The organism is Krasilnikovia sp. MM14-A1259, from assembly GCF_047159535.1.
In the GTDB taxonomy this organism is placed as follows: domain Bacteria; phylum Actinomycetota; class Actinomycetes; order Mycobacteriales; family Micromonosporaceae; genus Actinoplanes.
On record NZ_BAAGAJ010000002.1, the window covers coordinates 5,999,359 to 6,012,427 of the forward strand.

Genomic DNA, 13,069 nt, shown 5'->3' on the forward strand with positions numbered 1-13,069 from the left:
AGCCTCGTGCATCGACGCTGGTCACCGCTACCTCTGCCGGGTGACAACTCGATTGCGAGCGGCCGGCCCGGGCGGCGGGGGGCCCGCGCGGCGGCGAACCTGTCGGTGCCGCGACATAGACTTGCTCCCGCGATGCTAGCCCTTCCTGAGAACACACCGCCCCTGTTCGCCACGCCCGCTGCGCAGGAGCCACCCGCGCGGCGTTCGCCCGCGCCGCGGATCTCCCCCGAGACGCTGCTGACCGGCCTGAACGGCCCCCAGCGCGACGCGGTGACCCACGCCGGATCACCGCTGCTGATCGTGGCCGGCGCCGGGTCCGGCAAGACCCGTGTGCTCACCCACCGGATCGCGTACCTGCTGGCCGAGCGGGACGTGCACCCCGGCCAGATCATCGCGATCACGTTCACCAACAAGGCCGCCGGCGAGATGAAGGAGCGGGTGGCCGCGCTGGTCGGTCCGCGCGCCCGGCTCATGTGGGTGTCGACGTTCCACTCGGCGTGTGTGCGCATCCTGCGCGCCGAGCACGAGCACGCCGGGCTCAAGAGCACGTTCTCCATCTACGACGCGGACGACTCCCGCCGGCTCATGCAGCTCGTGGTCCGGGAGCTGGACCTCGACCCGAAGCGGTACCAGGCCCGCGGGCTGGCCGCCCAGGTCTCCAATCTGAAGAACGAGCTGGTCGAGCCGGACGACTTCGCCGCTCGCGCCAAGGGGCCGAACGAGCGCGCGCTCGCCGAGGCGTACACGTTGTATCAGCGCCGCCTGAAGGAGGCGCACGCGCTGGACTTCGACGACATCATCATGACCACGGTGCACCTGCTGCAGTCGCATCCGCACGTGGCGGAGGCGTACCGGCGACGGTTCCGGCACGTGCTCGTCGACGAGTACCAGGACACCAACCACGCACAGTACATGCTGGTCAAGGAGCTGGTCGGCCCGGCCGAGGGCGAGCTGCCGCCCGGCGAGCTGTGCGTGGTCGGCGACGCTGACCAGTCGATCTACGCGTTCCGCGGTGCCACGATCCGCAACATCCTGGAGTTCGAGCGCGACTACCCGGACGCCCGCACCATTCTGCTGGAGCAGAACTACCGCTCCACCCAGACGATCCTGTCCGCGGCCAACGCGGTGATCGACCGCAACACCTCGCGCAAGCCCAAGCGGCTCTGGTCCGACCAGGGCGCGGGGGAGCAGATCGTCGGGTACGTGGCGGACACCGAGCACGCCGAGGCGGACTGGGTGGCCCGGGAGATCGACCGCCTGGGCGACCACGACCAGGTGCGTCCCGGTGACGTGGCGGTCTTCTACCGCACCAACGCCCAGTCCCGGGTGTTCGAGGAGGTGTTCATCCGCGTCGGGCTGCCGTACAAGGTGGTCGGCGGGGTGCGCTTCTACGAGCGCAAGGAGGTCCGCGACGCGCTGGCGTACCTGCGTGCCGTGGTCAACGACGACGACACCGTCAGCATCCGGCGGATCCTCAACACCCCGCGCCGCGGCATCGGGGACCGCGCCGAGGCGTGCGTGGAGGCACTGTCCACCCGCGACCGCATCTCGTTCGGCCAGGCGCTGCGCAAGGCGAAGGACGCCCCCGGCATCTCCACCCGCGCGGCCAACTCGATCGCGGATTTCGTGGCCCTGCTCGACGATCTGCGGGAGCTGAGCCGTGCGGCCCCGCCCGAGGAGGTCCTCGAAGCGCTGCTGCAACGCTCCGGGCTGCTGTCCGAGCTGGAGGAGAGCCTGGACCCGCAGGACGCGGGCCGGGTGGAGAATCTGCAGGAGCTGGTCAGCGTGGCCCGGGAGTACACCGAGCGGGTGGAGGCGCAGGCCACCGAGCCGGATTCGCCCGGCGCCACCCTCGACGGCTTCCTGGAGCAGGTCGCGCTGGTGGCCGACGCCGACCAGGTGCCCACGGACGACCCCGATCACCAGGGCGTCGTCACGCTCATGACGCTGCACACCGCGAAGGGCCTGGAGTTCCCGGTGGTGTTCCTGACCGGGCTGGAGGACGGCGTGTTCCCGCACATGCGGGCGCTGGGCGACAACACCGAGCTGGAGGAGGAGCGGCGGCTCGCGTACGTGGGGATCACCCGCGCCCGGCAGCGCCTCTACCTGTCCCGGGCGGTGACCCGCTCGGCGTGGGGGCAGCCGCAGTACAACCCGCCGTCGCGGTTCACCGACGAACTGCCCGGGGAGCTGGTCCGCTGGGAGCGCACCGGCGCGTCGTACACGTCGTGGTCCGGCACGGGCGGCGGGGTCGGCGGGCGCGGCGGTGGTGACCGCGGGCGTGGCGGCGGGTTCGCCGGGGGCACCGCGAAGGCCCGCGAGCTCGCGGGCCGGCTCGGCATCGACGCCAGCCGCCTGGCCACGGCCAGCGATCTGAAGCAGCCACCCAAGGTGGCCGCGGGCGACCGCGTCAACCACCAGCGGTACGGCCTGGGCCGCGTGGTTGCGGTCGAGGGGCACGGCCCGGGCGCCCGGGCCCAGATCGACTTCGGCGACCAGGTGATGTGGCTGGTGCTGCGGCACGCGCCGGTGGAGAAGCTCTAGTCCTTCGGGGGGCCGGCGGGCTGCCCGCAGCCACCGATGTCCACGCCGTGCTGGTGCATCCACGCGGTCGGCTCGATCGGGTTCTTGTAGTGCCCCTGGTGCACCTCGAAGTGCAGGTGGGGCCCTGTGGAGTGGCCCGTGGAGCCCTCGTTGCCGATCTGCTCACCGGCCTGGACCCGCTGGCCCACTTTCACTGTGATGGCGGACATGTGCCCGTAGTGGGTGAGGTAGCCGTTGCCGTGATCGATGAGCACCGCGTTGCCGTACCCCTCGGCGGGACCGGCGGCGACGATCACGCCCGCCCCGGCCGCCCGGATCGGGGTGCCGTTCGCGGCGGCCAGGTCGACGCCTTCGTGCATGTGGCCCCAGCGCTCCCCGAAGCAGGAGGTGGTGACCGCCCCCGGCAGCGGGTTGACCCAGGCCGCCACGGGGACCGGCTTGACCTTGCGGCGCGGCGCCTGCCAGGACAGACCGCCGGTGTTCCCGGCGGCGGAGGGCTGCTGGGTGGCCCCGGGCAGCCCCGCGATCGGCGTGCTGGGCAGACCCGCGACCGACGCGCCGGGCACCCCCGTGGCTGACGCGCCGGGCCGGGCCATCGCCGACGCGGCAGGCCGCGCCACGTCCGTGGCGGCGGTCTGCGTGGGGGCGGGCTGAGTCTGGGAGGCGGCTTCCAGGTGGGCCTTGGCGGCGGCAGTCGCGGGGCCGGACGAGCCGGCGGTGGCGGCGGACACACCGGCGACACCGACACCGGCCACGATCGCGGCCGCGGTCACCACGGCGTACCGGTTGCGGTCGCCGACGACGAGCGGCACCAGCGGGGTGCGGGGGGCGCGGTGGCTGTGCGACGCGTCCGTACGACGGTGCCGGCCGCCCACCCGGTGCTTCGCTCGATGCTGCACGGTGGGATGCCCTCCCCTGATTCCGGTTCCGTCGCCGTCACATGCCTGTCGGCGACGTGACGCGGACCATGAGGAGAGCGTGGGAGTGACGTCGCTTACCTACCGGGTTGCACCCGGACTGCGACGACGTGGCTGAAGGCTCAGGAGGCCTCGGACGCGGCCATCCCGGCGTAGACCGACTCGACCTGGAGCTTGATGTCGACGCCCCGGTCGCGCAGGAACGTGATCGGGTCGGTCGGGTTGCCGTGCACGTGGATTTCCAGGTGCAGGTGCGTGCCGTACGAGTAGCCGGTGTTGCCGACCTCGCCGATGACCTGGCCCGCCTTGACGACGTCACCGGTCTTGACCAGCACGCGCCGGGAGTGGCCGTAGATCGTCTCGGTGCCGTCCGGGTTCTTGATCGTGATCGCGTAGCCGTACGCACCGTTGTAACCGGCGGAGGTCACCGTGCCGCCGTGGATCGCCTTGTACGGCACCCCTTCGGGGGCGGCCAGGTCGATACCGGCGTGCAGCTTGCCGAACCGGATCCCGTACGGCGAGGTGAACGTGTACTCGTCGAGGGGCAGCAGCCAGACGTCCTCGGCGTTCGCCTCGGCCTTGACCGCCTTGTCGGCGCCGCGCTGCTCGCCGCGCGAGGCGCGGCCCGGGTCGGCGGCGCGGTCGGCGAGCTGGCTGGAGGCGGAGGAGGCGTTCTCCAGGTTGTGCAGGACGGTCGGGTTGACCGCCTTGGCGTCCGGGAAGTTGGCACCGGCGCCCATCGCGACGACACCGGCGCCGACGACGGCGGAGGCGGCGACGTAGGCGTAGCGGCTGCGCGGAGGGGTGGGCACGCGGCGCCTGCCGCGATAGCGATCGGGCTCAGACGACAAGCGCTGGCGCACGAACAGACCCTCCGTCGTTGGCAACAGGCGGCCGCCATCAGGTGAGTAACACCAGGTGAACGGTGGCTGGCCGAGCTGTCGGATCGGGGTTAACCGGTTGACAGCCGTGGGCCACGGTAACGAAACGCAACGCGCGTCACAAGTCGCAGCGCCAATTCCCTGACACTTTCCGGGACGTATTCGGGAGTTAATGTCCGACTTCGTGACCTTTTTCGATCGACCTCGTTGCTAGCGCTGTGTAACTGCCCCCAGAACAGATAGTCATGTGGCCCGGAATACCCTTTCGGGTGCTTGCTCGGCGCGGAGGAGTTCACGCCCCGCCGGCCGGTAGTACGGAGCAGTAGCTTCCCGGGTTCAACGGCGGGGGGTTACCGTTCGTTCAGGAACAGGCCGATGAAGGGGTCGCAGATGCAAGAACGGATCAGGGTCGTCGTCGCGAAGCCGGGCCTGGACGGGCACGACCGGGGGGCCAAGGTGGTCGCCAGGGCGCTGCGCGACGCCGGCATGGAGGTCGTGTACACCGGCCTGCACCAGACGCCCGAGCAGATCGTCGAGACCGCCGTCCAGGAGGACGCGGACGCGATCGGGCTCTCCGTGCTCTCCGGTGCCCACATGACGTTGTTCCGGCGCGTATTGGAACTGCTCACCGAGCGCGACGCCGCGGACATCGTGGTATTCGGCGGCGGCATCATTCCTGCCGACGACATCGTCGAATTGGAACAACTCGGCGTCGCGAAGATATTCACCCCGGGTGCCACCACCGCGTCCATCATCGAATGGGTACGCGCCAATGTCGCGGCCCCGGTCGCGTGAGCTGATCCGGCCGCAAAGCAGGCACCACCGGAGTCGAATCATCCGCGCGGCCGGGCAAGGGGAGGGGCCGGACGCACCCCTCACACGTCCGGCCCCTCCATGCACGACGCCCCGCCGCCACCCCTCGACCGACAGGGCATCGGCCGCTTGCTCGCCGGTGCATGTCAGCGCTCCGACATCACACTCAACGACGCCTTTCCCGCGGGGTTACGCGCGTTGTCACGACTTTTTCGCACTCGTGCCGGGACGTCGTGACCTTGCGCAGGCGGTGTCGTGACCTTGTGCGCGGTATGTCGTGACCTTGCGCAGGGGGTCCGGAACCGCCCACGCCGGGCCTGTGCGGTCCGGCACATCGAGCACCCGCCCAGGCAGGGCGGCCGGACTGGTCGCTAGTCTGCGGGTGAGGCATCCCTGCAGCGCAGGAGCCGAGACTCTCTCACGCTTGCGGCGCCGCATCGGCGCGCCGCGGACACAGGTCGGGACGCAAAGGTGCGGCTTGCCGTCAGCAACGCGTCGCGAGCGAAAGGGGACACGTGGACCTGTTCGAGTATCAGGGGCGCGACCTGTTCGAACGGCACGGGCTGCCCGTGCTGGGCGGCGGCGTCGCCGAGACCCCGCAGGAGGCCCGCGCCATCGCGGAGCGCCTCGGCCGGGTCGTCGTCAAGGCGCAGGTGAAGGTGGGCGGCCGCGGCAAGGCCGGCGGCGTCAAGCTCGCAGCGGACGCGGATGAGGCGCAGGCCCGTGCCGCGGACATCCTCGGCATGGACATCAAGGGCCACACCGTGCACAAGGTGATGCTGGCCGAGACCGCGGACATCGCGGAGGAGTACTACTTCTCGTACCTGCTGGACCGTGCGAACCGTACGTTCCTGTGCATCGCCAGCGTGGCCGGCGGCATGGAGATCGAGCAGGTCGCCGAGGAGCAGCCGGACAAGGTCGCGAAGATCGCGATCGACGCCAACAAGGGCGTGGACGCGGCCAAGGCTCGCGAGATCGTCGCGGCCGCGCAGTTCCCCGCCGATGTCGCCGACCAGGTCGCCGACATCGCGGTGAAGCTGTGGAAGACGTTCGTCGCCGAGGACGCCACCCTGGTGGAGGTCAACCCGCTGGCCAAGACCGGCAGCGGCAAGGTGCTCTGCCTGGACGCCAAGATCACCCTGGACGAGAACGCCGGCTTCCGGCACCCCGACCACGAGGCGCTGGTCGACCAGTCCGCGGTCGACCCGCTGGAGCAGGCCGCCAAGGCCAAGGACCTCAACTACGTCAAGCTCGACGGCGAGGTCGGCATCATCGGCAACGGCGCGGGCCTGGTCATGTCGACCCTCGACGTCGTCGCGTACGCCGGGGAGAAGCACGGCGGCGTCAAGCCGGCCAACTTCCTCGACATCGGCGGCGGCGCCAGCGCCGCGGTCATGGCCAACGGCCTGGAGATCGTGCTGTCCGACCCGTCGGTGAAGTCGGTCTTCGTGAACGTCTTCGGCGGCATCACCGCCTGTGACGAGGTCGCCAACGGCATCGTGCAGGCCCTGGCCCTGCTGGAGCAGCGCGGCGAGACGGTCACCAAGCCGCTGGTCGTGCGTCTCGACGGCAACAACGCCGAGGCCGGCCGGGCCATCCTCGACGGCGCGAACAACCCGCTGGTGCAGCGGGTGGACACGATGGACGGTGCGGCTGAGCGCGCCGCTGAGCTCGCGGCTGCGGGGGTGTGACGACATGGCGATCTGGCTCACCAAGGACTCCAAGGTCATTGTGCAGGGCATGACCGGCTCGGAGGGTTCCAAGCACACCCGCCGGATGCTGGCCGCGGGCACCAACGTGGTCGGCGGCGTGAACCCGCGCAAGGCGGGCACCACGGTCGACTTCGACGGCACCAGCCTGCCCGTCTTCGCGAACGTGGCCGAGGCCATGAAGGAGACCGGTGCCGACGTCACGGTCATCTTCGTGCCGCCGCAGTTCACCAAGGCCGCCGTGGTGGAGGCGATCGACGCCGAGATCCCGCTCGCCGTGGTGATCACCGAGGGCGTACCGGTGCAGGACTCGGCCGCGTTCTGGGCGCACAACGTGGAGCAGGGGCAGAAGACCCGCATCATCGGCCCGAACTGCCCCGGCATCGCGTCGCCCGGTGCCTCCAACGCCGGCATCATCCCCGCGGACATCACGCCCGCCGGGCGCATCGGCCTGGTCAGCAAGAGCGGCACCCTGACCTACCAGCTCATGTACGAGCTGCGCGACATCGGCTTCTCCACGTGTGTGGGCATCGGCGGTGACCCGGTCATCGGCACCACCCACATCGACGCGCTCAAGGCGTTCCAGGACGACCCGGACACCGACGCCATCGTCATGATCGGCGAGATCGGCGGCGACGCCGAGGAGCGGGCGGCCGACTTCATCAAGGCGCACGTCACCAAGCCGGTCGTCGGCTACATCGCGGGCTTCACCGCCCCGCCCGGCAAGACCATGGGTCACGCGGGCGCGATCATCTCCGGCTCCGCCGGGACCGCCGACGCGAAGAAGGCGGCCCTGGAGGCAGCCGGGGTCAAGGTCGGCAAGACCCCGAGCGAGACCGCACGGCTGATGCGCGAGGTCATGAGCTGATCCCGGTACGGCCCTGTGCTTGCCGGGCCGCGCGCCGCCGCCCGGATGCCCGGCATCCGAGTGGCGGCGCGCGGCATCTCGGGCGTTCGTACATGGAAAACCGTCGCCACGGTTGTTCGGGCCCCGAAAACCATCGCCGCACGCGATTCCGCGTGGAAAAGTAGGCGGCGATGCCGACCACACCCGATCCTCCCGACGGTCGACGTGCCGGCTCGGAGGACCGGTTGGCGGCCGCCGAGGAGGCCAACCTCGCCGCCCGCGACACCGTGCCCCTGGACACCCGCGCGCCCGCCCCGCGCCGGGGCTCGTCCGGTGTGGAGTTCGACCTGCTGGTCGACCTCGAACCCAGCTCCGTGCGGGACACCGTGCCGCTGCGCCCCCGCCGCGACTCCGCGTCCCCCGATCCGGCCCGCCGTGACACCGTGCCCCTCGACCCTTCCCGCCGCGACTCCGGCCCCGTCGATCCGGCGCGTCGTGATTCCGAGGCGCTCGATCCGGCCCGCCGCGGCTCCGGGGTCACCGACGACGCCCGCGGCGGGGCCGCGTCCGGCGACCCGGCGCGCGACGACATCGATCCGGCGCGGCGCGACACCGTGTCCATCGACCCCCGGTCCATCGACCGCGACACCGCGCCCGGGGACGCGGCAAGCCGGGACACGGTCCGGGTCGACGCCGCGATGCTCGCGCGTCGGGAGACCGTTCGACTGCCCCGGCGCCCGGCCCGCCGGCCGCGGGCGCCACTCGCGGTCGCGGCCGGATTCGCCACGCTCTGGGCCGCGCTGCTGACGTACCTGCCGGTGGCCGCGGTCATCGGGCTCGCCCGTTCGTTCGAAGGGGCCGGGGGCTTGGCCGGGGCGGCCAAGGCGGGCCTCGCCGGGTGGCTGCTGGGCCACGGCGTGCCGCTGGGCACCCGGATCGGCCCGCTCGCCCTGGCGCCCCTGCTGCTCACCGCGCTCGTGGTCTGGCGGCTGAACCGCGCAGGTCTGCACGTCACGCGGGCCGTCGGGGCCCGGCGTACCGGGTCGGTGCGGGCCGCGCTGCAGGTCGCGGGTGCGGTGGGCGTCGCGTACGCCCTGCTGGGTGCGGCGGCCGCCGCCGTGGTCGACGGCCCCGGCACCACGGTGCCGGTGGGCCGCGCGGCGCTCACGTTCCTGGCGATCGGCACGGGCGCGGCGTTGTTCGGGGCGCTGCGGGGCACCGACGCGGTCGTCCCGCTGGCGCTGCGCATCCCCGCGGTGCTGCGCCACGGGCTGCGTACCGGGGTGGTGGCGGCACTGCTGGTGCTGGCGGCGGGCGCGGGGTTCGCGGGGTTGTCCGTCGCGGTCGGCGGAGGACAGGCGGCGGACACCATCGCGGCGTACCGGACCGGGGTGGCCGGGCAGGCCGGGATCACCCTGGTCAGCCTCGCCTACGGGGTGAACGGCGCGGTGTGGGCGGCCGCGTACCTGCTGGGGCCCGGCTTCCTGCTCGGCACGGGCACCGCGGTACGCCTCACCGAGGTGACCGTGGGACCGCTGCCCACCCTGCCGCTGCTGGCCGGGCTGCCGAACGGGCCGATGGGAGCGGGCGGCGCGGCGCTGCTGGCCGTACCCGTGCTGGCCGGAATGGTCGCGGGCGCGCTGCTGACCCGGCGCCTGGCGCGCGGCCGCACGGCCGCGCCCGGGCAGCCTTCGTCGCCCCCCGCACCGAGCTGGCCCTTGGTGATCGGGTCGGCGCTGGCCGCGGGACCGGTTGCCGGACTGATCCTGGGTGTCCTCAGCCGCCTGTCGGGCGGCTCGCTCGGCGCCGGGCGGATGGCGCAGATCGGCCCGGTGGCCTGGCAGGTGGGGCTCGTCGCGGCCGGAGTGGTCGCGGTGTCCGCCACGCTCGGCGCGGCCGCCGCCCGGGCCTGGCGATCCACGGCGGACCACCGCTGACGGCTGGTCCTTCCTCCGTGGCCGACCGACCCAGCCGCCCGCCCTTCGCGCGGGGTCGACCTCTCCCGGCGGGTCGATGCGATCGTGACGCCGGGAGCGGGCGCCAGGTGACCCGTCGCGTGGCCGGCTGCGCGGATCAGAAGTCCTGGTAGGTCCTGAGGTTCCACACGCCGTGCACGAGCGCGACGATCAGGACGATCACGGAGATGGCGATGGCGACGGCGCCGCACGCCAGGCCGGCGATTGCCTGCGCGCGGTTGGTGGCCAGGCCCGCCTTGGCCTTGTTCATGCCGATGATGCTCAGCACGACGGCCGCGATCGCCACCGGCAGGCCCAGGAACTGGCAGCACAGCTGCAGCGGGATCGAAACGATGCCGAGGATCATGCCGGCGAGGCCGTAGGTGTTCTGCGGCCCCACCATCGGAGCGCCCCCCGGGTAATACGGCGGCGGGTAGGCGCCCGGCGGCGGATACGCGGGCGGAGGCGGCGGATACGAGCCCGGAGGCGCGTACGACCCCGGCGGCGGAGGGGAGCCCGGCGGCGGATACGAGCCCGGCGGCGTGTACGGCTCCGGCTGCGGGTACGCGTCCGGTGGCGGCGGGTACGACCCCGGCGGCTGGTTCTGCGGGTCTTGCTGGGATGGGTCCTGACCTGGCTGCATGTCATGCCTTCCGGGCTGGGCGGGCGCCGCGGGCAGCGTACCGGGCGGGCGGTGCCGGGGCGGAGACGACACAGGGCGCCCCGGCGAACCGGGACGCCCTGTGCGCAGATCGCGAGTTACTACCTGTTCAGGATCATGTTCATCCCGCCGGCCGCGAACCAGATGATGTTGGCGACCACGGCCAGTGCCAGGATGCCGAACGTGACGTAGGCGAGGGTCGGCTGCTTTCCGACCTTCTTGGCCTCCATCATGCTCAGCACGGCGAAAACGATGCCGAGCGGCCAGCAGCAGAACGCGAACACGATGCCCAGGACGCCCCACAGGGTCGTCTTGTCGTCGGCGGGCTGGGCCGGGGGACCGTAGTAGGGCGGCGGAGTGGTCACAAGATCCTCCAAAAATGTGTTCCGCACTGCGACAGTGACGGTTTTGACGTCTTCAGCGGATCGGCAGCCTAGCCGATCACCGGCCCTCACGCTGTCCCCATGCCGACCCGTGAGTGGGTCTTTCTGCAGGCGGCGATAGGGTGCTCGGGTGACTGACCCCGCCGCCCGCCTGGTCGTCCTCGTCTCCGGCTCCGGCAGCAACCTGCAGGCGCTGCTCGACGCGGCCGCCGACCCCGCGTACGGGGCCCGCGTCGTCGCGGTCGGCGCCGACCGCGACGGCATCGCCGGGCTCGACCGTGCCGCGGCGGCCGGTGTGCCGACGTTCGTCGACTCGGTGAAGGCGTACCCGGATCGTGCGGCCTGGGATGCTGCTCTGACCGCGCACGTCGCCGAGCACAAGCCGGACCTGGTCATCTCCGCGGGGTTCCTGAAGCTGGTCGGGCCGGCGTTCCTGGCCGCGGTCGGCGACCGGTACATCAACACCCACAATGCGCTGCTGCCCGGCTTCCCGGGCATCCACGGCCCGCGCGACGCCCTCGCCTACGGGGTGAAGATCGCCGGGGCGACCCTGTTCTTCGTCGACTCAGGTGTCGACACCGGACCCATCATCGCCCAGGTCAGCGTGCCCGTGCTCGACGACGACACGGAGGAGACGCTGACCGAGCGGATCAAGGAGGCCGAGCGCCGCCAGCTCGTCGAGCAGGTCGGCCGGCTGGTCCGCGAAGGCTGGACCATCACGGGAAGAAAGGTCACCATCCCATGACCGACTCCGGTCGCCGTCCGATCCGGCGGGCCCTGTTGAGTGTGTACGACAAGACCGGGCTGGTCGACCTTGCCCAGGCCCTGCACGCCGCCGGGGTGCAGATCGTCTCCACCGGCAGCACCGCGGCCACCGTGGCCGGCGCCGGGATCCCGGTGACCCGGGTGGAGGACCTCACCGGCTTCCCGGAGTGCCTGGACGGGCGGGTCAAGACGCTGCACCCGCGGGTGCACGCCGGGCTGCTCGCCGACCTGCGGCTGCCGTCGCACGTCGAGCAGCTCGCCGACCTCGGGGTGGAGCCGTTCGACCTGCTCGTGTCGAATCTGTACCCGTTCACCGAGACCGTGGCGTCGGGCGCCACCGAGGACGAGTGCGTCGAGCAGATCGACATCGGCGGGCCGGCGATGGTGCGCGCGGCGGCGAAGAACCACCAGTCCGTCGCGGTGGTCACCTCGGTCGCGGCGTACCCGCTGATCCTGGCCGCCCTCAAGGAGGGTGGCTGCACGCTCGCGCAGCGCAAGCTGCTCGCGGCCCGCGCGTTCGCCGACATCGCCGAGTACGACGTGGCCGTCGCGAACTGGTGCGCCACGACCCTGGCCCCGAAGGGGCTCGGGTTCTCCGCGCCGTCCGCAGGACCAGGCGCCGGTGATGACGCCGCCGCCTCGGAGTGGCCCGAGTTCACGGGCCTGGCGCTGCGCCGCGACACCGCCCTGCGCTACGGCGAGAACCCGCACCAGCAGGCCGCCCTGTACGCCGACCCGGCCGCCCCGCAAGGCCTCGCCCAGGCGAAGCAGCTGCACGGCAAGGAGATGTCGTACAACAACTACGTGGATGCCGATGCCGCGTGGCGTTCCGCGAACGACTTCACGCAGCCGTGCGTGGCGATCATCAAGCACGCGAACCCGTGCGGCATCGCGGTCGGCGCGGACGTGGCCGAGGCGCACCGCAAGGCCCACGCCTGCGACCCGACGTCGGCGTACGGCGGGGTCATCGCGGTCAACGGCGAGGTGACGGTCGAGCTGGCCGGGCAGATCGCGGAGATCTTCACCGAGGTCGTCGTGGCGCCGTCGTTCGCGCCGGGCGCGGTCGAGCTGCTGCGGGAGAAGAAGAACCTGCGGGTGCTGGTGGCCCCGCCGTGGGCGCCCGCGCCGGCCGAGATCCGCCAGGTCGGCGGCGGCCTCCTGGTGCAGATGGCGGACCGGATCGACGCGCCCGGCGACGACCCGGCCGGGTGGACGCTGGCGACCGGCGCACCGGCCCCCGCGGAGGTACTGCGGGATCTGGCGTTCGCGTGGCGGGCGATCCGGTCGGTGAAGAGCAACGCGATCCTGCTGGCGCACGACGGTGCGACGGTCGGGGTCGGCATGGGCCAGGTCAACCGGGTGGACGCGGCGCATCTCGCGGTGTCGAGGGCCGGTGCCGAGCGGGCCCGGGGCAGCGTGGCCGCCTCGGACGCGTTTTTCCCGTTTCCGGACGGCCTGGAGGTGCTCATCGAGGCCGGGGTCACCGCGGTCGTCCAGCCGGGCGGTTCGGTGCGTGACAACCTGGTCATCGAGGCGGCGCAGAAGGCCGGGCTGACGGTCTACCTCACCGGCACCCGGCACTTCTTCCACTGAC

Annotated in this window: 11 protein-coding genes; 7 read left to right on the forward strand and 4 right to left on the reverse strand. The window is 72.0% G+C overall.

Annotation, left to right across the window (positions count from 1 at the left end; genetic code table 11):
• Positions 1-132 precede the first annotated feature (132 nt).
• Entirely contained in the window at positions 133-2,544 is a 2,412-nt protein-coding gene (pcrA, locus tag ACMCNK_RS27275) for a DNA helicase PcrA (RefSeq protein WP_412739194.1), read from the forward strand.
• Here pcrA and ACMCNK_RS27280 read toward each other — a convergent pair.
• Positions 2,541-3,443, reverse strand: coding sequence for a M23 family metallopeptidase (locus ACMCNK_RS27280; RefSeq protein ID WP_412739195.1), 903 nt, complete (start codon positions 3,441-3,443; stop codon positions 2,541-2,543). The genes pcrA and ACMCNK_RS27280 overlap by 4 nt on opposite strands.
• A gap of 140 nt (positions 3,444-3,583) precedes the next feature.
• A complete protein-coding gene (locus ACMCNK_RS27285) occupies positions 3,584-4,324 on the reverse strand; it encodes a M23 family metallopeptidase (RefSeq protein ID WP_412739196.1) in 741 nt (246 codons plus the stop codon).
• A gap of 408 nt (positions 4,325-4,732) precedes the next feature.
• Between ACMCNK_RS27285 and ACMCNK_RS27290 the strand changes: the two genes are divergently transcribed.
• From ACMCNK_RS27290 to ACMCNK_RS27305, 4 genes are all read left to right on the forward strand, one after another.
• Positions 4,733-5,137 carry a cobalamin B12-binding domain-containing protein gene (locus ACMCNK_RS27290; RefSeq protein ID WP_412739197.1) on the forward strand — a complete coding sequence of 135 codons (405 nt, stop codon included), beginning with the start codon at positions 4,733-4,735 and terminating at the stop codon, positions 5,135-5,137.
• A 533-nt stretch (positions 5,138-5,670) separates the two neighbouring features.
• Entirely contained in the window at positions 5,671-6,846 is a 1,176-nt protein-coding gene (gene sucC, locus ACMCNK_RS27295; protein ID WP_412739198.1) for an ADP-forming succinate--CoA ligase subunit beta, read from the forward strand.
• Positions 6,847-6,850: 4 nt separating this feature from the next.
• On the forward strand, positions 6,851-7,732 hold the full coding sequence (sucD, locus tag ACMCNK_RS27300; protein WP_412739199.1) for a succinate--CoA ligase subunit alpha: 882 nt from the start codon (positions 6,851-6,853) through the stop codon (positions 7,730-7,732).
• Between the two features lie 170 nt (positions 7,733-7,902).
• Positions 7,903-9,648: a DUF6350 family protein gene (locus ACMCNK_RS27305; RefSeq protein ID WP_412739200.1), complete on the forward strand. Its 1,746-nt coding sequence runs from the start codon at positions 7,903-7,905 to the stop codon at positions 9,646-9,648.
• Positions 9,649-9,784: 136 nt separating this feature from the next.
• On the opposite strand, the gene ACMCNK_RS27310 is transcribed toward ACMCNK_RS27305, so the two are convergent.
• Positions 9,785-10,069, reverse strand: coding sequence for a DUF4190 domain-containing protein (locus ACMCNK_RS27310; RefSeq protein WP_412739201.1), 285 nt, complete (start codon positions 10,067-10,069; stop codon positions 9,785-9,787).
• Positions 10,070-10,428: 359 nt separating this feature from the next.
• Positions 10,429-10,692 carry a DUF4190 domain-containing protein gene (locus tag ACMCNK_RS27315; RefSeq protein ID WP_412739202.1) on the reverse strand — a complete coding sequence of 88 codons (264 nt, stop codon included), beginning with the start codon at positions 10,690-10,692 and terminating at the stop codon, positions 10,429-10,431.
• A 148-nt stretch (positions 10,693-10,840) separates the two neighbouring features.
• Here ACMCNK_RS27315 and purN point away from each other — a divergent pair, with 148 nt between their 5' ends.
• Positions 10,841-11,455, forward strand: coding sequence for a phosphoribosylglycinamide formyltransferase (gene purN, locus ACMCNK_RS27320; protein WP_412739203.1), 615 nt, complete (start codon positions 10,841-10,843; stop codon positions 11,453-11,455).
• Positions 11,452-13,068 carry a bifunctional phosphoribosylaminoimidazolecarboxamide formyltransferase/IMP cyclohydrolase gene (gene purH / locus ACMCNK_RS27325; protein ID WP_412739204.1) on the forward strand — a complete coding sequence of 539 codons (1,617 nt, stop codon included), beginning with the start codon at positions 11,452-11,454 and terminating at the stop codon, positions 13,066-13,068. The genes purN and purH overlap by 4 nt, the downstream gene beginning before the upstream one ends.
• The last annotated feature ends 1 nt before the right edge of the window (position 13,069 follow it).